The organism is Puniceispirillum sp. (SeqCode) (genome assembly GCF_965657105.1).
Taxonomy (GTDB): domain Bacteria; phylum Pseudomonadota; class Alphaproteobacteria; order Puniceispirillales; family Puniceispirillaceae; genus Puniceispirillum.
This window is the reverse complement of record NZ_CBFHNB010000022.1, coordinates 1-22,969: the sequence shown is the minus strand read 5'-3', so window position 1 is coordinate 22,969 and position 22,969 is coordinate 1. Positions and strand designations below refer to the sequence as shown.

General features: G+C 50.6%; 18 protein-coding genes and 1 tRNA gene. 11 read left to right on the top strand and 8 right to left on the bottom strand.

Going from position 1 to position 22,969, the window contains the following annotated elements:
• Positions 1-5 precede the first annotated feature (5 nt).
• Complete coding sequence (locus ACTF7Q_RS04755) at positions 6-1,313, bottom strand: citrate synthase (RefSeq protein WP_438996712.1); 1,308 nt, start codon at positions 1,311-1,313, stop codon at positions 6-8.
• A 97-nt stretch (positions 1,314-1,410) separates the two neighbouring features.
• The gene (gene gltX, locus ACTF7Q_RS04750; protein ID WP_438996711.1) at positions 1,411-2,781 is read right to left on the bottom strand and encodes a glutamate--tRNA ligase; all 1,371 of its coding nucleotides are present in this window, start codon (positions 2,779-2,781) and stop codon (positions 1,411-1,413) included.
• 48 nt (positions 2,782-2,829) lie between these two features.
• Between gltX and ACTF7Q_RS04745 the strand changes: the two genes are divergently transcribed.
• Positions 2,830-4,905 carry a ComEC/Rec2 family competence protein gene (locus ACTF7Q_RS04745; RefSeq protein WP_438996710.1) on the top strand — a complete coding sequence of 692 codons (2,076 nt, stop codon included), beginning with the start codon at positions 2,830-2,832 and terminating at the stop codon, positions 4,903-4,905.
• On the opposite strand, the gene lexA is transcribed toward ACTF7Q_RS04745, so the two are convergent.
• From lexA to trpD, 5 genes are all read right to left on the bottom strand, one after another.
• The gene (lexA, locus tag ACTF7Q_RS04740) at positions 4,847-5,482 is read right to left on the bottom strand and encodes a transcriptional repressor LexA (protein WP_438996709.1); all 636 of its coding nucleotides are present in this window, start codon (positions 5,480-5,482) and stop codon (positions 4,847-4,849) included. The two genes, ACTF7Q_RS04745 and lexA, sit on opposite strands and share 59 nt — an antisense overlap.
• Before the next feature lie 94 nt (positions 5,483-5,576).
• Positions 5,577-6,854 carry a molybdopterin molybdotransferase MoeA gene (locus ACTF7Q_RS04735; RefSeq protein WP_438996708.1) on the bottom strand — a complete coding sequence of 426 codons (1,278 nt, stop codon included), beginning with the start codon at positions 6,852-6,854 and terminating at the stop codon, positions 5,577-5,579.
• Positions 6,844-7,320, bottom strand: a complete 477-nt coding sequence (gene moaC / locus ACTF7Q_RS04730; RefSeq protein WP_438996707.1) for a cyclic pyranopterin monophosphate synthase MoaC — start codon at positions 7,318-7,320, stop codon at positions 6,844-6,846. Before moaC ends, ACTF7Q_RS04735 begins: the two co-directional genes overlap by 11 nt.
• A gap of 30 nt (positions 7,321-7,350) precedes the next feature.
• Positions 7,351-8,154: an indole-3-glycerol phosphate synthase TrpC gene (gene trpC, locus ACTF7Q_RS04725; RefSeq protein ID WP_438996706.1), complete on the bottom strand. Its 804-nt coding sequence runs from the start codon at positions 8,152-8,154 to the stop codon at positions 7,351-7,353.
• A gap of 2 nt (positions 8,155-8,156) precedes the next feature.
• A complete protein-coding gene (trpD, locus tag ACTF7Q_RS04720; protein WP_438996705.1) occupies positions 8,157-9,194 on the bottom strand; it encodes an anthranilate phosphoribosyltransferase in 1,038 nt (345 codons plus the stop codon).
• A gap of 823 nt (positions 9,195-10,017) precedes the next feature.
• Here trpD and ACTF7Q_RS04715 point away from each other — a divergent pair.
• Complete coding sequence (locus ACTF7Q_RS04715) at positions 10,018-11,358, top strand: O-acetylhomoserine aminocarboxypropyltransferase/cysteine synthase family protein (protein ID WP_438996704.1); 1,341 nt, start codon at positions 10,018-10,020, stop codon at positions 11,356-11,358.
• A 125-nt stretch (positions 11,359-11,483) separates the two neighbouring features.
• Here ACTF7Q_RS04715 and ACTF7Q_RS04710 read toward each other — a convergent pair whose 3' ends face one another.
• Entirely contained in the window at positions 11,484-12,155 is a 672-nt protein-coding gene (locus ACTF7Q_RS04710; protein ID WP_438996703.1) for an anthranilate synthase component II, read from the bottom strand.
• A 272-nt stretch (positions 12,156-12,427) separates the two neighbouring features.
• Here ACTF7Q_RS04710 and rplM point away from each other — a divergent pair, with 272 nt between their 5' ends.
• The 9 genes from rplM to ACTF7Q_RS04665 all read left to right on the top strand — a co-directional run bounded on the left by rplM (position 12,428) and on the right by ACTF7Q_RS04665 (position 22,435).
• Positions 12,428-12,895, top strand: a complete 468-nt coding sequence (rplM, locus tag ACTF7Q_RS04705; RefSeq protein WP_438996702.1) for a 50S ribosomal protein L13 — start codon at positions 12,428-12,430, stop codon at positions 12,893-12,895.
• A gap of 2 nt (positions 12,896-12,897) precedes the next feature.
• The gene (rpsI, locus tag ACTF7Q_RS04700; protein WP_438996701.1) at positions 12,898-13,476 is read left to right on the top strand and encodes a 30S ribosomal protein S9; all 579 of its coding nucleotides are present in this window, start codon (positions 12,898-12,900) and stop codon (positions 13,474-13,476) included.
• A 176-nt stretch (positions 13,477-13,652) separates the two neighbouring features.
• Positions 13,653-14,285, top strand: coding sequence for an FMN-binding negative transcriptional regulator (locus ACTF7Q_RS04695; RefSeq protein ID WP_438996700.1), 633 nt, complete (start codon positions 13,653-13,655; stop codon positions 14,283-14,285).
• Positions 14,282-14,776, top strand: coding sequence for a GNAT family N-acetyltransferase (locus ACTF7Q_RS04690; RefSeq protein ID WP_438996699.1), 495 nt, complete (start codon positions 14,282-14,284; stop codon positions 14,774-14,776). Before ACTF7Q_RS04695 ends, ACTF7Q_RS04690 begins: the two co-directional genes overlap by 4 nt.
• 2 nt (positions 14,777-14,778) lie before the next feature.
• Complete coding sequence (locus ACTF7Q_RS04685) at positions 14,779-15,144, top strand: GFA family protein (protein ID WP_438996698.1); 366 nt, start codon at positions 14,779-14,781, stop codon at positions 15,142-15,144.
• Positions 15,145-15,311: 167 nt separating this feature from the next.
• The gene (locus ACTF7Q_RS04680) at positions 15,312-18,977 is read left to right on the top strand and encodes a hydantoinase B/oxoprolinase family protein (protein ID WP_438996697.1); all 3,666 of its coding nucleotides are present in this window, start codon (positions 15,312-15,314) and stop codon (positions 18,975-18,977) included.
• 125 nt (positions 18,978-19,102) lie between these two features.
• A complete protein-coding gene (locus ACTF7Q_RS04675) occupies positions 19,103-20,410 on the top strand; it encodes a homoserine dehydrogenase (protein ID WP_438996696.1) in 1,308 nt (435 codons plus the stop codon).
• Positions 20,410-22,227, top strand: a complete 1,818-nt coding sequence (recJ, locus tag ACTF7Q_RS04670) for a single-stranded-DNA-specific exonuclease RecJ (protein ID WP_438996695.1) — start codon at positions 20,410-20,412, stop codon at positions 22,225-22,227. The genes ACTF7Q_RS04675 and recJ overlap by 1 nt, the downstream gene beginning before the upstream one ends.
• A 132-nt stretch (positions 22,228-22,359) precedes the next feature.
• Positions 22,360-22,435 (top strand) — tRNA-Glu (locus ACTF7Q_RS04665).
• The last annotated feature ends 534 nt before the right edge of the window (positions 22,436-22,969 follow it).

The following is a 22,969-nucleotide window of genomic DNA, read 5'->3' as shown; positions in this document are numbered from 1 at the left end:
ACAGCTTAGCGCTTGGACACGTCAAGATACGGGCGTTCGCCTGGGCCTGTATAAAGCTGGCGTGGGCGACCGATACGCTGGGCGGGATCCTTGATCATTTCATTCCACTGGGCGATCCATCCAACAGTCCGTGACACAGCAAACAGAACAGTAAACATCGAGGTGGGGAAGCCCATAGCTTTGAGGATGATGCCCGAATAGAAATCTACATTTGGATATAGCTTTTTATCAATAAAATACTGATCTTTAAGTGCAATATCTTCAAGTTCCATAGCAAGTTCTAAAAGCGGATCTTGAATGCCTAATTTGCCAAGCACATCATGGCATGCCTTACGCAGAACCTTGGCGCGTGGATCAAAATTCTTATATACGCGGTGGCCAAAACCGAATAGCCGGAACGGGTCATTTTTATCACGGGCTTTGGCAATATATTCAGGAATATTATCCTTATGCCCGATCTCGTTCAGCATATTAAGAACCGCTTCATTAGCCCCGCCATGCGCTGGCCCCCACAAAGAGGCGATGCCAGCTGCGATACAGGCAAATGGGTTAGCTCCTGAAGACCCTGCCAAACGCACGGTAGAGGTTGACGCATTTTGCTCATGATCGGCATGCAGGATGAAAATCTTGTCCATCGCATCGGCCAGAATGGGGTCAACGACATAGGGTTCGGCAGGTACCGAAAAGCACATATGCAGAAAATTCTCGGCATAGGACAGTTGGTTATTCGGATAATTGAATGGTTGACCTTGCGAATATTTATACGCCATTGCGGCCAAAGTTGGCATTTTGGCAATCAGGCGACGTGATGCCACCATGCGCTGCTGTGGGTCGTGAATATCGGTCGAGTCATGATAGAAAGCTGATAAGCCGCCGACAACACCACACATAATGGCCATCGGATGCGCGTCACGCCGGAACCCGCGCAGAAAAGTCGAAAGCTGTTCATGCACCATTGTATGCCGGGTGATCGCTGTATCAAAGCTGGCTTTTGCCTCGGCGCTTGGCAATTCCCCTTCAAGCAACAGATAGGCAACTTCCAGAAAATCAGATTTATCGGCAAGCTCGTCAATCGAATAGCCACGATGCAAAAGCACACCCTTATCACCATCGATATAGGTCAGGCCAGACACGCATGATCCAGTTGCGCCATAGCCAGGGTCAAAGGTAAACATGCCGGTTTCGGCATAAAGCTGTCGAATATCAATAACATCAGGGCCGATTGACCCTTTATGAACAGGTAAATGTGTAACCTTGCCGGTTTCATTGTCGGTGATGGTGATCGATTTACCAGTGCTCGAATTGTCAGCCATAATGTTATCCTTAAAGACGTTTCACGAACCATAATAGGCGCACAAAATGCGCAGGACTCTTATTGGGGGCGAAGTGATTTTATAAAACAAATAACCTTTATTTGCAAGCCTCTGCAACCCGCGCACGCACTTCGTCGGCCCCTAAAGCGGCTAACACGTCGATGATAGAGGGGGACTGTTGCATTCCTGTGACAGCGGCACGTAATGGCAGGCCGATATCCTTCATTTTCAGATTATTTTGGCCTAGCCAGTCCTTTATATTCTGCTTTAACGCCTCTAACTCCCAGTCGTTCTTGGTCAGATCCTGCATCAATCTGGAAATATTCTCCTTTGCCTGATCGGTTAACAAGGCCTGCGCGTCATCGCTGATCACCGGTGCACCGTCATGCAGCAGATAACCAATAGCATTAGCAATATCCAGATGTGTTTTGGCGCGTTCGCTCAATAGCGGCAGTAATGTTGTCACTCTGGCTTCGGCTTCTGGGCTTGACGCATCCGTCATCGACAGCACCAACCTAACCAACTCTGCTGGTGCCATATGGCGCAGATAATGCGCATTCATGTCATACAGCTTATCGATATCAAAGCGTGACGGCGCGCGTCCAACCTTATCCAGGCTAAACCACTTAACGGCGTTCTCGCGTGAGATGATTTCGTCATCCCCATGCCCCCAGCCCAGCCGCAGCAGGTAATTGACCATAGCATCGGCCAGAAAGCCCATATCCCGATAAGCATCAACACCAAGCGCGCCATGTCGTTTTGATAATTTGGCACCATCAGTGCCATGGATCAGGGGAATATGCCCGAAAACCGGTATATCCCACCCCATGCCCTGATAGACCATATATTGCCGGAACGCATTATTCAGATGGTCATCACCTCGGATTACATGTGTCACGCCCATATCATGATCATCAACAACCACAGCCAGCATGTAGGTTGGGGTGCCATCAGCGCGCAGAATCACCATATCGTCAAGCACGCTATTTTGCACAGTCACCGCGCCCTGAACCGCATCATCAATGGTTGTTGCCCCATCATCAGGCATTTTCATGCGCACGACATAGGGCGTATCCGTTGGGGCGTCAGTGCGGTCACGCCAAGGCGAGCGCACTGTTGTGCCATTTTTGCTGGCGTCTTCGCGAATGGCGGTCAGTTCGTCAGTGCTCAGATAGCAACGATAGGCGGCTCCACGTTCGATCAGCGTTTTGGCCACATCGACATGACGTGGTGCTTGGGCAGATTGGCTCACCGCAGGTGCATCTCCGCCAAGCCCTAGCCACGCAAGCCCATCATGTATCGCCTTGATCGCATCCTCGGTCGATCTTTGCCGGTCAGTATCTTCGATCCGCAGCAAATAGGTGCCGCCATGATGACGTGCGAATAGCCAGTTGAACAAGGCAGTACGGGCGCCGCCAACATGCAGATATCCTGTAGGAGAGGGAGCAAAGCGGGTAACGACATTCATAATTTATTAAGGCCTTTCCGGTTAGGTTATCCTTAAGGAGCAGGGCAAATGGCACTAAAATCTGGTTCAATGCGGAAAATGCACCTATTTGACGGCCTTATCAAGCCGGAAAAAAGGGCGTTATTCTATGCCGCCTGTCTTATCACAGCCATTGCGCTTTTTCACAATCATGAAATCTCTAATCCGCAAATTGTTTTCATCCACGCAATGCTTGCGCTGGGGCTTTGGCTAGGCCTATATGCCGTTTCCAGATCGGCTATGCTGACGGGCTTTTCGGCACGCTGTTTGGTGACCGCTATCGTCGGCATTGCCGCCGCGAGTTTACAGATCATGCTACATCCGCCGCAATCGCTGGATAGGGGAATCACCGTTACCAGCAGTGGCACCGTGACCGCGATTGATGGGGCGATGGATCGCCGGATCAGGCTATGGATCGCGCTTGACCGTCCTTATAGGGAATTATCGGCGGGGCGGCACCCGCTTATCCGTATTTCAACAGACCGTGTATCGTCACTGCCGACCATAGGCGATCATATTGCCTTCACCGCGCGCCTTTATCCATCACCAACACCGATATTGCCGCGCAGTCCTGATTACGCCCTACAGGCGCAGATACGCAATGTCACAGCCAGTGGTTTTGTGATTGGTGATTTGCAACATGATGGCGGCCAGCGGGATAGCCTAGCAGATCGCTTGGGACGGTTCCGCAATCAATTTGCTTTGCGGCTATCTACGGATATGAATAAGCCAGCAGGCGGTATTGCCGCCGCTTTGATGGTTGGTGATCGTCGTTTTATCAGCGAGGCGACCTATGAAACATTCCGTAAATCTGGATTGGCGCATTTACTGGCCATTTCGGGTTTGCATATGGGGTTGCTATGTTTTGGGGTGATCGCGGCAGCACGGGCATTGGCCAGCCTCGCACCTAGTTTTTCAATGCGTGTGCCAGTCCATAAATATGCCGCCTTAGCTGGTGTGATAACCGGGCTTGGGTATGTGTTTGTCTCTGGCGCATCGATCAGCGCGGTGCGCGCTTTTATCATGGCTCTATTTGTCATTTCGGCTATTCTGCTTGACCGGCTTGCTTTGACATTACGTAATGTAGCTTTGACAGCTATGTGTGTTCTGATCCTTAATCCGGCAGCGCTTTACACAGCCAGCTTTCAGCTATCCTTTGCCGCGACCATTGCTTTGGTTGCTTGGTATGAGTTTCACGCCACGCGCCCCCGCTTGATCTCGGCTTCACGTAACCCATTATTGGCTTATGTTGGTGGTGTCATCATCGCGTCACTGATTGCCTCAACCGCAACCGCGCCATTCACAGCGCAACATTTTGGTTCGATAACCCCGTGGGGAGTGGTGGCGAATATATTGGGTATTCCCTTAACGGGGTTATGGATTATGCCCAGCGGCATTCTGGTTGTCTTAGGCTACATAACCGGGCTTGAGGCTTATGTTAATGGCATCATGCAAGCTGGAATAGACCTTCTGGTTAGTCTGGCTGGATATATATCATCCTTGCCATGGGCGGGATGGCGAATATATCCACCCGGTTATATGGTTCTCGCAGTCTTGACGGCTGGGTGTTTGATATGTATCGGATGTCATCATCAGGCTTATCCGTTTGGTCTGACATTGCTGGTTCTGGCGATGGCTCTATGGTGGCACACAGAAATTCCGCAGGGCGTTTTATTTGCCAAGGGGCAAACACGCTTCCTGATTATGGCGGGGCAAGATGGGATCGCCCATAGTCACAGTTCGCAAAATCATCGCCGTCTGTCCTCCTTTTTTAACGACATTGCCGAACGACAATTGGCTCGCCCTGTGCATCCGGCGTCAATATGCAAACCATTCTGTATTGATTACATGGCTGATGGTCGCAAAGTGACGATCGTTGATCGCAGATATAATTTGACTACTGCCTGCCAAAGTCAAACCGACATGATCCTGTCTCTTGTATCTGTAAAATACCCATGCAGGAACAATGTAAAAATCTATGATATGACTTTACATTATGGATATAATAGTCTGATTTACATAAATAATAGTAAATCAGTCTATATCTCTAATAATTCCGTATCAAACCAGCGAGTTTGCCCTGTACCTCAACAGCATCCGTGCTGAAATAGCGGGTTTCATATTGCGGGTTTGCCGCTTCCAGACCAATCCGGCCAGGCTCTTTTAATAATGTTTTCAGCGTCGCTTCCTGTTTGTTAATCAGGGCAACGATGATGTCACCATGGCTGGCTGTATTTGCGCGTTCGATCACCACCGTATCACCTTCAAGAATACCGGCATCAATCATCGAGTCCCCCACAATTTCTAGGGCAAAATGTTCGCCATTGCCGATCATGCTTGCTGGTACTTCAAGCTGTCTTGTCGGATCGCTCAAAGCTTCAATCGGTGTTCCTGCCGCAATACGGCCAAGGAAGGGTAACGCAATGATGTCTGCGGCCGCAGCAACGGCATTTGCTATGGCTGATGGTTCGCCAGCCGGACGTAAAATTTCAATAGCACGCGCCCGGTTAGGCAAGCGTCTGATATAGCCGCGTTCCTCAAGCCCCGATACCAACCGATGAATACCCGATTTTGACGCAAGACCCAATGCGTTACGCATTTCATCGAATGAAGGCGGCACATCATGCGTAGCTAGATGCGTGGTTAGATAGTCCAGAAGCTCGCTTTGTTTGCGTGTTAACATGGCCTTTATCCTTGCTGTTCACATTTGTTCTCTTAATGTTCTAGCAATGTTCTGGGGCTTTGGCAATAGGCAGGATAATGAATTAATGCGAAACTCAGAACAGGCGGGGGATTGGCAGAACCGTAACCTGATCGCCCGCCCGCCGTGCCGGATCAAAAGGCGGACGCATAATCAGAACATCGGCATTGGCCAGCACCGATAACATCGAACTATCCTGTAAATTGGCCGGTGTCACAATCGCCCTACCAGCCGCATCATAGGTAAGAGTCGCACGCAAATATTCCTGACGTTTGTCATTGTCCCGCAAATCAGATGCCAGCGTCGCATGAAATGTCATGTCCTGATGATGTCGCCCTTGCATATGTGCCAAAGCTGGCGTTAGAAAAATCATGGCGCAAATGGCCGATGACACTGGGTTGCCAGGCAACCCCAACAGCGGGATATTGTTAATCTTGCCAAAAATAACAGGTTTGCCAGGCCGCATGGCAATTTTCCAGAAATGAATCCGAGTTTGATGAGCCGTGTCAACGCTCTGGTCAGCACCATCTAAATCTCCGGCTATATGATCATGAACGCCTACTGACGCACCGCCGCTGGTAACAATCAGATCGAGATCATTATCTGCTTTCAGCGCCTGAGCCAAAGCCCCAGCCTCATCACGCACAATGCCCAGATTGATAGGGACACCACCATTCATCTCGACAAAATGTGCCAGATATTGGGCATTGGAGCTGACAATCTGGCCTTTGGCAGGTGTCGTGCCCGGAGGCACGAGTTCATCACCAGTTGACAAAATACCAATGCGGGGCTGTTTATATACCTCAAGATCAGTATGTCCGGCTGACAGGCACAGGCTTATGGCACGGGCTGAAAGATGTTGCCCGGCATTAAGAACAGGCGCATCCTTTTCCATATCCAGCCCTTTACGGCGAATATGCTTGCCAGCCGGATTGCCGCTTTTGATTGTGATTGTAATACCATTCTCTTCTGATGCGGCATCGACATCTTCTTGCAGGATAATCACATCGGCATCATCAGGCACCTTGGCACCGGTAAAAATGCGCACCGCTTCACCCCGACCCACTTTGCCAGCAAAGGGATGACCTGCCGCAGATTCGCCACAGCGCGTCAGGCGCGCTGGTAAGGTTTTTACATCTTCACTTCGCACCGCATAGCCATCCATAGCTGAAAGATCAAAGGCCGGAACCGATGCCTTGGCATGTACCGGCATCGCTAATGTGCGCCCCAATGCGTCAGCATATGACACTGTTTCGGATGCGGTTATACCCACCCCATCAAGGATGCGTTGCTTAGCCTCGCTAACAGCAAGTAGAGCAGGCGGTGTAGATTTTGCGTCCTGATCAGGGGGCATCATATTGTCCGGATTTTCCGCCCGATTTATGCGTCAGGCGAATGTCTGTGATATACATGCCGCGATCAACCGATTTGCACATATCATAAATCGTTAATGCAGAAACACTTACCGCGGTCAGCGCTTCCATCTCGACACCAGTCTGGCCAGACAGGCGGCATGTGGCGCTGATATCTATGGCGCTACGATCATGGTTGATCGTCAGTTCAACCGCCACATGATCCAGACCAAGCGGGTGACATAGCGGGATCAGATTGGCTGTCTGTTTTGCCCCCATAATGCCGGCAAGCTGGGCCACGCTGATCACATCGCCTTTTTTGGCGGTGTCATTTTCGATCATGGCAAGGGTTTCCGGCATCATCACGACACAGCCCTTGGCAATAGCCATACGTGTTGTTACTGGCTTACTGCCAACATCAACCATATGTGGGACACCTGTTTCGTCAAAATGAGTGAATTTTGACATCTAAACCTCTTTTCATGGGCAGTTGCAAGCTTAGCCAGCAACCACCGGATTATCCAAAATAGCAGTTGTTGCGGCAGCTACATTATCAGCGCGCATCAGCGATTCACCAATTAAAAAACAGCGCGCCCCAGATTTCGCCATACGCGCCAGATCATCTGGTGCAAATAAACCGCTTTCGGCAACGGCAATGCGGTCATCTGGTAAAAGTGGCAACATGGCGGCACCAACATCAAGCGAAATGTCCATTGTTTTCAAATTGCGGTTATTAATGCCCATCAATGGTGACTTTAGCTTACAAGCACGATCAAGTTCGCTGGCATCATGCACTTCGATCAGCACATCCATGCCGTAATCAAGCGCACAGGCTTCAAGCTCCAGCGCTTGTTCATCGTCAAGAGCCGCCATAATCAGCAAAATGCAATCCGCGCCCAGCGCACGTGACTCGGCGATTTGCACGGGATCAATCATGAAATCCTTGCGCAAAACAGGTAAGTTGACCGCCGAGCGCGCCGCCACCAGATATTCGGGCGCACCTTGAAACCATTTGCGATCAGTCAAAACCGAAAGACAGGTCGCGCCGCCATCTGCATAGGCGATTGCTAGCGTCTCAGGGTCAAAATCGGGGCGGATAAGACCTTTTGAGGGCGATGCTTTCTTAAGTTCGGCAATCAAACCATAGCCTGTTTTTGACGCGGTTTTGAGGGCATGGGTAAAACCACGCACAGGCGAGGCCGCTCGCGCTGCCTTGTCGATATCGCTAAAACTGCTCATGGCAAAAAGCGTGGCAATTTCGGTGCGTTTTGTATCGATGATCTGGGCTAGAACGTCCTGCATATTCAGGCTCCGCTATTGGTAATACGAACAAGCGCGTCTAGCGCGTCTCTGGCATGGCCAGCATCAATCGAATGGCGCGCCCGTTCAGCACCTATTTTCAGATCAGTCTCATGCCCACCCGCGACAAGCGCAACGGCGGCATTCATGATAACGATATCACGATAGGCACCAGTTGCGCCCGCCAGCAAAGCCCGCAGATATGCGGCGTTTTCTTCCGGGCTACCGCCACGTAAATCATCGAGGCTGGCCGTCTTGATACCAAAATCATCTGGTGAAATGGTAAATTCGCGCACCGCGCCATGTTCCAGTGCCGCCACATGCGTTTCTCCTGTCGTGGTCACTTCATCAAGGCCATCAGACCCATGCACGACCCAAGCATGTGTGGTGCCAAGCTGTGCCAGCGCATGTGCAAACGGGCTGCACCATGCTTTGTCAAAAACGCCGACCATAATGCGCTTGACCAAGGCCGGATTGGCGAGGGGGCCAAGCAGATTGAAAATGGTTCTGATCCCAAGTTCGGCACGGACAGGGCCAACATGGCGCATCGCGGCATGGTGGCGGGGTGCCATCAAAAAACATATATTAGTTGAATAAAGCGCCTCGCTGACAAGTGAAATATCACAATCAAGCTTTATATTCAGACAGGACAACACATCAGCCGCGCCACTTTTCGATGATACCGCCTTATTGCCATGCTTGGCCACTGCTATCCCGCATCCGGCCACAACAAAGGCAGTGGCGGTGGATATATTATAGGTGCCGATGCCATCACCGCCAGTGCCGACAATATCCATAGTGCCTTCAGGCGCGTCGATAATCAGGGCTTTTTCGCGCATTACCGATGCGGCGGCGGCGATATCCTCGACACGCTCGCCGCGCATTTTCAACGCGATCAGAAATGCCGACATGCGAACAGGCGAAACCTCGCCTTCCATAATCTGGTTAAAGCAATCGCGGATTGTGGCAGGCGTTGGCATGTCGCCGCTAATCAGATCATTTAATGCGGTTTTCATAATGTCAGAATTCATCGTATCGTGCATGATTTACCTGTGTGGGTTTGGCTATGCTGCTGAACTATATGTGGCTCGACCTGCTTTTGCAAGAAACCCCAACATATATAGATCCCGACATATTTAGCCGCTTCATATAAAGCCTCTGGATCACATCGCGCATAGCATCTGTTTTATGGCGTTTGCTTTTTGCCACGGTATGACGTTTTTGAAAAAAATGCCCCTTTTCAAAAATGTTTCACGTGAAACATTTCGTGAACAAACTTGAATCGGACAGCTTATATCTTGGCCGCTTTATGGTGGGGTTTTTGATCTTGATCGCGCTGGATTTTGGCCTGTTATGGGTTTGGCTTTTTTGGTGTTGTTTGCGCCGGTAAGTGCCAGGGCAGCTATTTTGACCCAACAGTAATATTTGCTCATATTATCATTAAATTTGAAATGATATTCCATATGCCCGTGTTGACAGGGTGGGTTTTGGTATGTTTTTATCCTCATGCCTTGTTAATGCTTGGCATCGCCGATTTAATTTCAACTTGCGGGCGATTCATAAATACGGCTAAAGCGTGATCCGGATGTCCCGACGATTTGATGTCAGCACCCAACGCCCGCTTTAGCCTAGGCGTTTTAGGTTACGGCATTTTCTTTTAATGCCATTTTCGTTAACGCCGCTTTTGTTTATGCCGCTGTCAATGACGCTGGATGTGACTCAGTTGTCATTTGCAATTTGGGCGTATCTTGGGTCGGATCTTGTTCGACCATCTTTGTGAGCTGACCTCTCGTTAAACTGGTTGGGTATTTGATTCTAGCTTGTGTGCCCTGACATGTCGTCGAAAACACTAAAGAGGAGACAAAAATGTCTAATTCTGAAAATCAGCCTAAAACTACACCTGTTCTGCATCCCGAAACCATCGCGCTTCATGCCGGCTTTCGTCATGACCCAACAACCAATGCGGTGGCGGTGCCAATCTATCAAACCACGTCATATGAGTTCGGTTCGACAGATCATGCCGCCAATCTGTTTGGTCTTACCGAGCTGGGCAATATCTATACGCGGATCATGAACCCGACAACCGATGTGCTGGAAAAACGCGTTGCCGCCATAGAAGGTGGCGCTGCGGCATTGGCGGTAGCGTCAGGGCAGGTGGCCTCGGCCTATGCGATCCAGAATCTGGCCGTCGCCGGTGACAATATCGTCAGTTCGACTGATATTTATGGTGGGACATGGAATCTGTTCAAAAATACCCTGTCCCAACAAGGTATCGAGGTGCGTTTTGTTGATCCGTCAAACCCGGCAAATTTTGCCGCGGCAACCGATGAGCGCACACGCGCCTATTATGCCGAAACCCTGCCTAATCCGAAGCTGGAAGTGTTCCCGATTCAAGAGGTTGCCGATATTGGCCGGCCACTGGGTATCCCGTTGATTGTCGATAACACGGCAGCGCCTTTGCTGGCACGGCCATTCGATCATGGCGCGGCAATCGTTATTCATTCGCTGACCAAATATATCGGCGGGCATGGCACATCGATTGGCGGAATTATCATCGATGGCGGTAATTTTGACTGGGGGGCATTCCCCGAACGTCAACCTGCCTTGAACCAACCTGATCCGTCCTATCATGGGGCGGTCTGGGTCGAAGCGGCAAAACCGTTGGGGCCGATTGCCTATGTTCTGAAGGCGCGGGTGACGTTGTTGCGTGATCTTGGCGCGCCGCTTAGCCCGTTCAATGCGTTCCAGCTTATTCAGGGGTTGGAAACCTTGCCATTGCGGATCCGCGAACATAGCAAGAATGCCAGCGCGGTAGCGGACTTCCTTGATGGCTATCCGGGTATTGCCAAGGTTAATTATCCGCGTTTGCAAGATGCCGAACCCGCCCGTCGTGCCTATCAATATTTGAAAGGTGGCTATGGTGGCCTCGTCGGGTTTGAGTTGGAAGGCGGTCTGCACGCGGGCAAAGCTTTTGTCGATGCACTGGAGCTGTTCCATCATGTCGCCAATATCGGTGATGCTCGTTCACTGGCTATCCACCCAGCGTCAACAACGCATTCGCAACTGACCCCAGAAGAACAGGAAGCGGCTGGCGTCAATCAGGGCTATATCCGCCTGTCGATCGGGATCGAGCATATTGACGATATCATTGCCGATTTGAAACAGGCGCTGGATAAAGCAACGAAGGGCGTGCGCAAAGCGGCATAAAGCGCATAGGTTTGATTTTGTAGTGTGTGATATTAATGCAAGGGGCGTGGGCATGATCCGCGCCCCTTTTGCTGTTGTAGGTGATGATTTTAAGCGTGCATCTGGCTTTAAGCGTGTATCTGGCCTTAAGCGTGCATCTGATCGGGGAAACGTTGATCGAGTCGTAGGATTTGCGTTTCCAGTGCCGCCATTATGTCCCTATCAGGCAGGTCTTGGCCACAGATTTTGAGGAAATTGCCCAGAATGCGATAGCCCGCCACCGAAGCGATTGATTCAGGGTGGAACTGCACGCCGTGTAATTCAGCAGAGCAATGCGAAAGCGCCATGATCGCCCCCGCCGCCGTGCGCGCGGTGACCGTTAATTCATCGGGCAAGGTAGTTTCGTCAACCACCAGCGAATGATAGCGTGTGACCGGAAATTCTTCGGGGCAGTTGGCAAAAATATCGGTAACAACGGCGTTGGAATAGCTGCGCTTGACCATCGATAATTTGCCATGAACCGGCGGATCAACACGCATGATCGACGCGCCAAAAGCAACAGCAAGCGATTGATGCCCCAGACAAACGCCAAGCAGAGGGATTTTACCTTGTGCCGCGCGGATCAGATCAATGGTGATGCCCGCATCATCGGGGGTGCCAGGGCCAGGCGAGACGATAATGCCCTGCGGCGCGCGTGCGATGATATTGTCGGCACTGGCCGCGTCATTACGGATGATCTCGACCTCGGCGCCAAGGTCAGACAGGAAATGCCATAGGTTCCAGGTGAAACTGTCGTAATTATCGATAAGGATAAACATGATCTGCGCTTTGAGGTTTATGAAAGATTATCAGTATAGACATGATCGCGATAAAAGCAATCTGGAGCTAAATTATCTTGTTCAGACTAAAATATATGTGGTAAAATAAAACCACATAATTAACACACTGTATTTAAACACTTATATAATTATTATTTTATATTTTTCGTTTGACGAGGTGGCTAGATAGCCCTATAACCGCCTCAGTTTCGCAGATCAGCCCGTCAAGATGAATTGGCATGTCTGTATCATTTTTAAATTGGAGATTGTTTATGCCTTTGCCAAGGACATATGTTGCAACACCCAAAGACATCGAAAAGAACTGGTTCGTTGTCGATGCGCAGGATTTGGTATTGGGACGCCTTGCGTCTCTGATCGCCATGCGTGTTCGTGGTAAGCACAAGCCGACTTATACACCTAATATGGATTGCGGCGATCATATCATCGTTGTGAATGCCGAAAAGGTGAGGCTGACAGGTAATAAGCGTTCGCAAAAGACCTATTACTGGCACACTGGTTATCCGGGCGGTATCAAGGAACGTACAGCCGACAAGATTCTTGATGGCCGCTTCCCAACCCGCGTTGTTGAAAAAGCGGTTGAGCGCATGATCCCACGTGGGCCGCTTGGACGTCAGGCGATGCGTAACCTGCATATCTATGCAGGTCCGTCGCATCCGCATGAAGCACAGCAGCCAGCGGTACTTGATATCGCCAGCATGAACGAAAAGAATAAGAGGTAGTTATGGCTCAGGAAACTCAAAACGAAGATGAAAAGCCAGTAGCCGAGTCTGTTGCTGAAACTCCATCTGCTCCCGAATCTGTGGGCATGGCAGCGCTTGGTGCGCTTACCGAAGGTGGCACGGCTGATGCCGCGGCTAACGAAACCTTAGTTGGCGAAATTGTTGCCGCACCTGCCGAGCCAAAGATCGATAGTCTTGGTCGTTCATATGCAACAGGTCGCCGGAAAGACGCATCTGCCCGTGTATGGGTAAAGCGTGGCACCGGTCAGGTGAAAATCAATGGCCGTGACGTCAGCGTGTATTTTGCGCGTCCGGTTTTGCAAATGATCCTTGCCCAGCCTTTTGAAACGGTTGAGCGTGTTGGTGAATTTGACGTGTTCGCTACGGTTAAAGGTGGCGGTTTGTCTGGTCAGGCGGGCGCGGTTCGCCATGGCATCAGCCGGGCTTTGACTTATTTCGAGCCAGGCCTGCGCCCCGCTTTGAAAGCGGGTGGTTTTCTGACACGTGACCCACGTGTTGTCGAACGTAAGAAATACGGCAAGGCGAAAGCGCGTAAGAGCTTCCAGTTCTCCAAGCGTTAGGTTTACCCCTATCATATTTTCACTCAATCATATTTTCAAAGGGCAGGGATTTTCCCTGCCTTTTTTATGCGGTGAAATGGTTAATTAAGAAAATTATGAGTATGAAGCCATAAACAACATAAATAAGGTTGAAATTTTATAGTTTAGCGATCTTTCATCTCTGGGGATGTCTTATCATGTATATACCGATCCATTTCAATGAAGAGCGTGATAGCGAAATCGAAAAGATCGTGGCGTCTTTTCCGCTTGCCACGGTAGTAACGCATGGTGCCAAAGGCCTGATTGCCAATCATATTCCACTATTGATGGAAACCGATGCCGATGGCAAGACGACATTGATTGGGCATATCGCCAAAGCCAATGACATGCATGAGATTGTTCCGCAATCTAGCGATGTCATGGCGATCTTTCGTGCTGAGGATGCCTATATCAGCCCTAATTGGTATCCATCCAAGGCAGAACATCACAAGGTCGTGCCGACATGGAATTACCAGATCGTACATTTTCACGGCACCATCACATTCACCGATGACGTGAAGTTTCTGCGCGCGGTGGTTGGTAAATTAACCAACCTGTTTGAACAGCGCGTAAATGGCAAAAAGGCATGGAAAATGAGCGATGCCCCGCGTGAATATATGGATGAGCAAATAGCGTCGATTGTTGGGTTAAAAATTTCGGTTTCAAGATGCGAAGCAAAATCAAAAATGAGCCAAAACCGACCTGCCGCGGATATCGAAAGCGTACGCCAAACATTAGCGGCGGATAAACCGGCTTTGTCCGATGCGATGGCGCGGCGTGTATTAAAATGAAAATCCGCAAAGCCACTAGGGGTGATGCCGCTATGTGCGCGGCGATTGCGGCGGCGGCCTATGCGGATTATGTACCGCTGATGGGGCAGAGGCCAGCACCAATGCTGGCTGATTATGCGGCGCATATAGCAGGTGATATCGTGTTTGTTGTCGAGGATACAGTGGCTGAAACCAAAAATGATGGTGCCAAGCATGATGCGTTTGGGCATGATGCGTTTGGGGTGGTCGGCTTTGCCATTATTGTCAAAAAGGGCGATGATTACTGGCTGGAAAATGTGGCTGTGACCCCGCTGGCGGCAGGCAAGGGGCTAGGCAAGCAGATAATGGGCTTTGTTGAGGACTATCTGCGCCCGCTTTGTGATCGTTATCAACTATATACGAATATAAAGATGGAACGGAATATCGACTGGTATCACGCGCTTGGTTTTACCGAGACCTTTCGCGGCGTGGTTGACGGCTATCACCGGGTATATTTTGAAAAGGAGTTTTGAAAATGACCATTACTGGCACCTGTCATTGTGGTGGGGTAGAATTTACCATCCCGTTTGACGGGGAATTTGTTAATGCCAAAAGATGCGATTGCTCGCTATGTCGTCGGCGCTGGGCGGTTATGGCCTCGGTAAAGCTGGCTGACCTGAAGATCACCCGCGGCAAGGATTTATTGACGCTGTATCAATGGAATACTGGCGAGGCGAAACATTATTTCTGCAAAATATGCGGTGTTTATACATTTCATAAACGGCGCGCTGATCCGACTGTCTATGGGGTCAATATAGGCTGTTTTGATGTTGTCGATATCCATGCTTTTAAGGATGCCAATATTACCGATGGGGTAAATCATCCCTCGGACGGGACATAAGCAGATTTTCATCGACCAAATTGACAAGCAAATTGACAAGCAAATTGACAAGACGGGCGATTATCCGCGACATTCAATACGGTCAGTGTTGCCATTGTCGTTATCGATGGTTTTGCTGGTTGCTTGTTTCGATTAGCCCTTATGAACGGATGTGAACGGATATTTTCATGACACCGGATTCTTTTGATAAAACGAACGCTTCTGATAATGGCGCGGATAAATCCGGCTGGCAATTCTGGGTTGACCGTGGCGGCACATTCACCGATGTGGTGGCGCGCAGTCCCGAAGGCGCGCTGGCGACGCATAAATTGCTGTCGGAAAATCCGGAAGCCTATGATGATGCTGCGCTTCAGGGGATCCGCGACTTTCTGAATATCGAGAGCAATGCCCCGATCCCCGCCACGCTGATTGATGCGGTGAAAATGGGAACAACGGTCGCCACCAATGCACTGCTGGAGCGCAAAGGTGATCGCACCTTGCTGGTGGTGACAAAGGGGTTTCGTGACCAAATACGTATTGCCTATCAAGCACGTCCGCGGCTGTTTGAGCGCAAGATTACCTTGCCTGAAATGCTGTATGAACGAGTCGAAGAAGTGCGCGAACGCATTGATGCACAGGATAATGTGCTGGTGCCGCTTGATCTGGCTGATCTGCGGCCACGTCTGCAAGCGGCTTATGATGATGGCATCCGGTCGATCGCGATTGTGTTGATGCACGCTTACCGCGTGCCAGAGCATGAGCAAAAGATAGCCGCACTGGCATCAGAGATTGGCTTTAGCCAGATTTCGACAAGCCATCAGACTAGTTCGATGATTAAATTTGTCGGGCGCGGCGATACAACGATTGCCGATGCCTATCTGTCGCCGATTCTGCGCCGCTATATCGACCGGATTGCCGATGCGCTGTCAGAAGGTGGAAACAGCACCAATTTACAACTGATGCAATCGAATGGCGGCTTGACTGATTCAAGCCTGTTTCAGGGCAAGGATGCGATTTTGTCAGGTCCGGCAGGGGGGATTGTCGGGGCTGTTAAAACGGCGCAACAAGCTGGCTTTGACCGGGTGATTACTTTTGATATGGGCGGCACATCAACCGATGTGGCGCATTTCGAAAATGCCTTTGAACGCGTGTTTGAGACCGTTGTGGCTGGCGTGCGTATGCATGCGCCGATGCTGTTGATTCATACGGTTGCCGCAGGTGGTGGATCTTTGTGCCAGTTTGATGGCGCGCGTTTTCGGGTGGGGCCAGAAAGTGCCGGTGCCAATCCGGGACCTGCCTGTTACCGGCGCGGCGGCCCGTTGGCGGTCACTGACTGCAATGTTATGCTGGGCAAGTTACAGCCGCAATTCTTTCCCTCGGTGTTTGGTCCGAACCAGAATCAACCGCTCGACCCGGTGCCTGTACGTGCCGGATTTGAAACGCTGGCGGCAGAGGTCAAGGCCAGCACCGGTATGGATCGCGCGCCCGAAGCCATTGCCGATGGGTTTTTGCGGATCGCGGTTGAAAATATGGCGAATGCGATCAAAAAGATATCGGTGCAACGTGGCTATGATGTCACCGAATATACCTTGCAATGTTTTGGCGGGGCTGGCGGACAGCATGCCTGTCAGATCGCCGATAATCTGGGCATGACATCGGTGCTTATTCATCCATTTGCTGGTGTGTTATCAGCCTATGGCATGGGGCTGGCCGATGTAACGGCGATGCGCGAAAGGTCGGTTGAAGCGCATCTGAATACGGCATTGCTTGGCCGTCTTGAAAGCGATTTGAGCGCATTGGCCACGGATGCCGAAGCCGAGGTGCGGGCGCAGAATATCGCGGCTGAGCGCATGGAAACCAACTGGTTTGTGCATCTGCGTTATGATGGCTCTGATACAGCTCTGGAAGTGCCTTATGATGGCGATATAGACTCGATGACCGCCGCCTATGAGGCCGCCTATAGGTCGCGCTTTGGGTTTTTGATGTCAGGCAAACCATTGATTGCGGCGACGATCTCGGTTGAAGCCATTGGCCATACATTTGATTTGCCATCGATCAGCCAGCAGGTGCATCAGCATGACCCTGAACCCGTTGAGATTGTCGATGCCTATATGGGCGGTGAATTTGTTAAGGCACCTGTCTTTCAACGTGACAAGATCGGTGCCGGAAACCGGATCAAGGGCCCAGCTTTGATTATCGAAGCCACCGGCACCAATGTTGTTGAGCCTGGCTGGGAAGCGGAAATGTCTGACATCGGCAATCTGGTGTTGCGGCGCATTGAAGCACTGGCAGAACGCCATGCGATTGGTACAAGCTGTGATCCAGTTATGCTGGAAGTGTTCAATAATCTGTTCATGTCGATTGCCGAACAGATGGGCTATACGTTGCAAAACACGGCTCTATCGGTAAATGTTAAGGAACGGCTTGATTTTTCATGTGCCATTTTTGATGCCACCGGTTCATTGATTGCCAATGCCCCGCATATGCCAGTGCATCTTGGTTCGATGGGCGAAAGTGTGCGCGCGATCATCAATGGCAATGAAGGCAATATCAATCCGGGCGATTCTTTCGTTCTGAACAACCCCTATAATGGGGGCACGCATCTGCCGGATATTACCGTCGTTACGCCTGTGTTCAAGGCAGATGAAAGCGGTATTCTGTTCTTTGTTGCCTGTCGTGGTCATCATCCTGATGTTGGCGGGCGCACGCCAGGATCAGCGCCGCCAGATTCAGCGCATATCGATGAAGAAGGGGTGCTGATTGATAATTTCAAGATGGTCGATGCCGGCACCTATCGCGAAGCCGAAATGATGGCAATTCTGAAAGGGGCAAAATATCCAGCGCGTAACCCCGAACAGAATATTGCCGATTTGCGCGCACAGCTTGCCGCCAATGAAAAAGGCTTGCAGGAATTAAACAAGATGGTGGCGCATTTCGGGCTTGATACTGTCATTGCCTATATGGGGCATGTGCAGGACAATGCCGAAGAATCGGTGCGCCGCGTGATTGATGTGCTGAGCGATGGTGAATTTACCTATCCGATGGATAATGGCCAGCAGGTCAAGGTCAAGATTTCGATTGATAAAGCGGAACGGTCTGCGGTGGTGGATTTCACCGGTACCAGTCCGCAAGGGCTTAATAATTTCAACGCACCTGCGGCTGTATGCCGTGCCGCAGTTCTGTATGTTTTCAGAACGTTAGTTGATGATGATATACCAATGAATGAAGGTTGTTTGAAGCCAGTCAGTATTATTTTACCTGATGATTGCATGCTAAAAGCCCGCTATCCAGCCGCGGTAATCGCCGGCAATGTCGAAACGTCGCAAATTGTTACAGATACGCTTTATGGCGCACTTGGGGTGATGGCAGCGGCACAAGGCACCATGAATAATTTTATCTATGGCAATGATACGCATCAATATTACGAAACCCTGTGCGGGGGATCAGGCGCGGGCCCTGATTTTGACGGCACTGACGCGGTGCATACGCATATGACCAATAGCCGTCTGACCGATCCAGAAGTGCTTGAATGGCGCTATCCAGTCATTCTGGAAAGTTTTGAGATTAGGGAAAATTCCGGTGGTGTCGGTAAATATATGGGCGGCAATGGTGTCCGGCGTCGCACACGTTTTTTAGAAGAAATGGAAGCTGTCATCCTTGCTAATCATCGGATTGTTCCGCCATACGGGATGGCAGGCGGCGGGGCTGCGGCCACCGGCGCAAACTGGGTAGAACGCACCGATGGATCAATCGAGACGTTGACCGCAACCGATTTGCGCATAATGAAGCCTGGTGATGTGTTTGTCATTGAAACCCCTGGAGGCGGCGGGTTTGGCAAAAATGACGATGGGTAATGGCACCAGTTATGCTTGCTAGTTTATGACCAATTCGTTAGAAAATGCAGGAGGTGGTAAGCCGTTTTTTCCCTTTTTTCTTTTTCTCTTTTTCTTTTTTTCTTTGGCCTTGATGGAAATCTTTGATGACTTATGAAAAACCTGTTTTGAATATCGCTATTGCCGGTCTAGGCGTTGTTGGCAGTGAAGTCGCCCGCCAATTAACCAGCCGTAATGATGCGCTGAGCGCGGCAGGTGGCACCCGCTTGCAACTGGTAGCCGTATCGGCGCGCAGCAAGGATAGTGATCGTGGCTTTTCAATGGATGGTATCCAATGGGTGGATGATGCGCGTGATTTTGCCAAAATTGATGATGTTGATCTTGTTATTGAACTGATCGGTGGCAGTGATGGCGTTGCGCTTGATCTAACACGCGCGTCGTTAGCGGCCAGAAAACATGTTGTCACGGCCAATAAGGCGATGATTGCGCATCATGGTGGCGCGCTGGCAAGGTTGGCAGAAGAGAATGAGGTCGCGCTGACCTTTGAAGCGGCGGTGGCGGGTGGCATTCCCGCCGTCAAGACATTACGCGAAGGGCTGGCGGCGAATGAATTTTCTCGCGTTGCCGGTATTTTAAATGGCACCTGTAACTATATCCTGTCTCGCATGGAAAAAACCGGTGAGCCTTTTGACGATGTGCTGGTTGATGCGCAAAAACTTGGCTATGCTGAAGCCGAGCCAAGTTTTGACGTTGATGGCATTGATGCCGCGCATAAGCTGACCATTCTGGCAGCGATTGCCTTTGGTCATACACCGCATTTTGAAGCGGTGAAAATAAGCGGCATCCGTGATGTATCAGCAGTTGATTTTGCCTATGCCCGCCAGCTTGGATTCCGTATCAAGCTGGTTGGCGTCGCTGAGCCAGGTCGTGTGCCACGGATGGAAACCTGTCTATTGCCATTATCAAGCCAGCTAGCCAAGGTTGATGGCGTTTTGAACGCTGTTGCCTATGACGGTATGCCGATTGGCAGCGTGTTATCAGTTGGCCCAGGTGCCGGGGCAGGGGCGACAGGATCAGCCGTATTAGCTGATGTAATCGATGTTGCGGCTGGGCGCGCTTGTTTACCGTTTGGCCGCCCTATGGCCGCGCTTAGCGATGGTAGCAAGGCCAAGAATGGTAATGGCCCTGATACAGCCTTTTACATCCGGCTAATGGTGATTGATCAGCCGGGTGTTCTGGCCGATGTCACCAGAATTCTGCAAGACCATGATATTTCAGTTGAGTCGCTTGTTCAACAGGGACGCGCACCTGACGATGTTGTGGCGCTTGCCATGACAACGCATGAATGTCCTGCATCAGCATTAGAAGCCGCCTTGAGCGCGCTTAATGCGCTTTCATGTGTGAAGGCGGCACCTGTTTCCATGCCGATTGTGCCAAGCGAGCAGGAGGGGTAATGACGCCTGACGCATGCCTTGGAATCACGCAGTCGGCAAGCGACGCCCGTTGGGACCATATATCCGCATCCTTAAATGCTCATGATACCGACCGATATACGGCTGGGCTGCAAGAGCGTTTTGCCGATATGCCGCTGCCGATTGCCCGTATTCTGGCATCGCGCGGTCTAAGCGCGGCCGAGGTTGAAACGCTGATTGATCCGCGTTTGCGCGATCTTTTGCCCGATCCGTCGCGTTTTCAAGATATGGACAAGGCGGTCGCGCGTATTGCCGATAGTGTCGAGGCTGGAGATGCTATTGGCATCTTTGGTGATTACGATGTTGATGGGGCATCGGCGGCGGCGTTGTTTGTAAATGTCATGCGAGCCTTGCATATCGAAACATTCGTGCATATTCCCGACCGTTTCAAAGAGGGCTATGGCCCGAACGCCAATGCGCTGACCCGCTTGCAGGAAAAAGGCGCGTCTTTGCTGATAACCGTTGATTGCGGCATTTCTGCACATGCGCCGCTGGCCGCCGTTGCCGAAAGCGGCATGGATGTGATTGTGATCGATCATCATATAGCGGGTCCGGAATTGCCGCGTGCGCATAGTGTTATCAACCCCAATAGGCTTGATGAGGATGGTCGTTATGGCCATCTATGCGCCGCTGGTGTCTGTTTCATTGTTCTGGTCGGGGTGGTTCGGGCTTTGCGCCAGCGTGGCTTTTTCGAGGATCGTAAGGCACCTGATTTGTTGCAACAGCTTGATCTGGTGGCACTGGCAACCGTGTGTGATGTTGTGCCGTTGACCGGTTTGAACCGCGCCTTTGTAGCGCAAGGGCTCAAAATCATGGCAAACCGGCATAATCATGGGCTTGCCCGTCTGGCCGATGTGGCTGGCATGAATAGTGCGCCGAATCCCTATGCGCTGGGGTTTCTGATTGGCCCGCGTATCAATGCGGCTGGACGGATCGGCGTATCCGAACTTGGGGTCAAGCTATTATCCTGTCAGCGCGAAGATGAAGCCATCGGGCTTGCCGCACGGCTGGATGAAATGAATAAAGAACGGCGTAGCATCGAAGATGATATTCGCGCCAATGCCATAGATCGTGCCAGTGAGCAGAGCGATAATCATGTTCTGGTGGTGGGTGATGAGGCATGGCATGAAGGTGTGATCGGCATTGTTGCCGGACGTTTGAAAGACCGTTTTGCCAAGCCAGCCTGTGTGATTGCCTTTTCCGCCGATGGGTTGGGCAAAGGTTCAGCGCGCAGTATTCCCGGCTTTGGGATTGGCAATGCGATTATCGCGGCGCATCAGATGGGGCTTCTTGAAGGTGGCGGCGGACATGATATGGCGGCTGGTTTTTCCATTATGAAAGACAAGCTTGCCGCATTTCAGGCCTTTATGAATCAACGTTTGCTGGATGATCTGAAAGGTGAAATCCCGAAAGTGTCGCATAAGGTGAGTGCGTTGCTGAGCGTTGCCGGATGCCAGCCTGAAATATCTGAATGGCTGGACAAATTAGGCCCGTTTGGCAGTGGTAATCCGGAACCGCGTTTTGTGCTTCCTGATTGCCGTATCAAGAATATCCGACTGGTTGGCGATGCGGGCGCGCATGTTTCATGCCGTCTTGATGATGGAAGCGGTACCGCGCTAAATGCGATTGCCTTTCAAGCCGGCGGGGCACCCATTGGCCAGTTGCTGCAACAAGCCGCTGATGGGCGTTATCTGCATATATTGGGTAAATTACGCCGCGACCGCTATCGTGGTGGGCGTGCCATGCAGATTGAAATAGAGGATGTAGCCACGCCAGCGCTCGCATTTGGACGGTCTTAAATAGTGCAAAACCAATGTGGCAGTGGGTTTTTGAAGGTTACATAATGGTTTATACATTTATTTAGCTGTTTGGCGCGAAATCGGCTTGATTTGGCCGCGTTATTTGACTAATACAACCTCACTTGCCTTTATGTCCCGTTCGTCTAGAGGCCTAGGACACCGCCCTTTCACGGCGGCAACAGGGGTTCGAATCCCCTACGGGATGCCAAGGTATTTGATTTATTACATCACTATTTTATTCGCCCTCGATCTGAACAGATTGAGGGTTTTTTGCGTTTGGCGAAGATTTTTGGGACGTTGGTTTACAAAATAACGATGATAGAGACGATATTAAGAATCTATTTATCGGCGCTTTTGCGCTTCATAAGCCACCTAATACAAATATATAAAGCCAATGCTAACAAAGCCAGAATCAACGTATCGCTTTGCGACACGCGCTCGCCACTAAACAAAGCCTTAATCGTGCCTATTATATCCATAAAAATTCCTTAAATAATTTTATAGGTTAGGTGCTAGATTGAATTTTATATCAAGTTTTATATCAACTGCATAATCTTTGAAAAACACAAGACGTTTACGCCGTAACTGACGATGAGACGCCAGCTAGATAATAATGTCATTTATTACCATATTGGGCAAAATTGCGTTGATTACGCCCCATAATATAGTCACCTGCCGTAATCGGTGGATAGGTTTTGATATCGGCATCGGGGTCAAAATCCCGCGGGTCAACGATGGCATC

What these genes read in the sequence shown, in the direction of transcription:
- ACTF7Q_RS04755 (WP_438996712.1), bottom strand. Translation starts at nt 1,313, where the DNA reads ATGGCTGACAATTCGAGCACTGGTAAATCGATCACCATCACCGACAAT.
- gltX (WP_438996711.1), bottom strand. Translation starts at nt 2,781, where the DNA reads ATGAATGTCGTTACCCGCTTTGCTCCCTCTCCTACAGGATATCTGCAT.
- ACTF7Q_RS04745 (WP_438996710.1), top strand. Translation starts at nt 2,830, where the DNA reads ATGGCACTAAAATCTGGTTCAATGCGGAAAATGCACCTATTTGACGGC.
- lexA (WP_438996709.1), bottom strand. Translation starts at nt 5,482, where the DNA reads ATGTTAACACGCAAACAAAGCGAGCTTCTGGACTATCTAACCACGCAT.
- ACTF7Q_RS04735 (WP_438996708.1), bottom strand. Translation starts at nt 6,854, where the DNA reads ATGCCCCCTGATCAGGACGCAAAATCTACACCGCCTGCTCTACTTGCT.
- moaC (WP_438996707.1), bottom strand. Translation starts at nt 7,320, where the DNA reads ATGTCAAAATTCACTCATTTTGACGAAACAGGTGTCCCACATATGGTT.
- trpC (WP_438996706.1), bottom strand. Translation starts at nt 8,154, where the DNA reads ATGCAGGACGTTCTAGCCCAGATCATCGATACAAAACGCACCGAAATT.
- trpD (WP_438996705.1), bottom strand. Translation starts at nt 9,194, where the DNA reads ATGCACGATACGATGAATTCTGACATTATGAAAACCGCATTAAATGAT.
- ACTF7Q_RS04715 (WP_438996704.1), top strand. Translation starts at nt 10,018, where the DNA reads ATGTCTAATTCTGAAAATCAGCCTAAAACTACACCTGTTCTGCATCCC.
- ACTF7Q_RS04710 (WP_438996703.1), bottom strand. Translation starts at nt 12,155, where the DNA reads ATGTTTATCCTTATCGATAATTACGACAGTTTCACCTGGAACCTATGG.
- rplM (WP_438996702.1), top strand. Translation starts at nt 12,428, where the DNA reads ATGCCTTTGCCAAGGACATATGTTGCAACACCCAAAGACATCGAAAAG.
- rpsI (WP_438996701.1), top strand. Translation starts at nt 12,898, where the DNA reads ATGGCTCAGGAAACTCAAAACGAAGATGAAAAGCCAGTAGCCGAGTCT.
- ACTF7Q_RS04695 (WP_438996700.1), top strand. Translation starts at nt 13,653, where the DNA reads ATGTATATACCGATCCATTTCAATGAAGAGCGTGATAGCGAAATCGAA.
- ACTF7Q_RS04690 (WP_438996699.1), top strand. Translation starts at nt 14,282, where the DNA reads ATGAAAATCCGCAAAGCCACTAGGGGTGATGCCGCTATGTGCGCGGCG.
- ACTF7Q_RS04685 (WP_438996698.1), top strand. Translation starts at nt 14,779, where the DNA reads ATGACCATTACTGGCACCTGTCATTGTGGTGGGGTAGAATTTACCATC.
- ACTF7Q_RS04680 (WP_438996697.1), top strand. Translation starts at nt 15,312, where the DNA reads ATGACACCGGATTCTTTTGATAAAACGAACGCTTCTGATAATGGCGCG.
- ACTF7Q_RS04675 (WP_438996696.1), top strand. Translation starts at nt 19,103, where the DNA reads ATGACTTATGAAAAACCTGTTTTGAATATCGCTATTGCCGGTCTAGGC.
- recJ (WP_438996695.1), top strand. Translation starts at nt 20,410, where the DNA reads ATGACGCCTGACGCATGCCTTGGAATCACGCAGTCGGCAAGCGACGCC.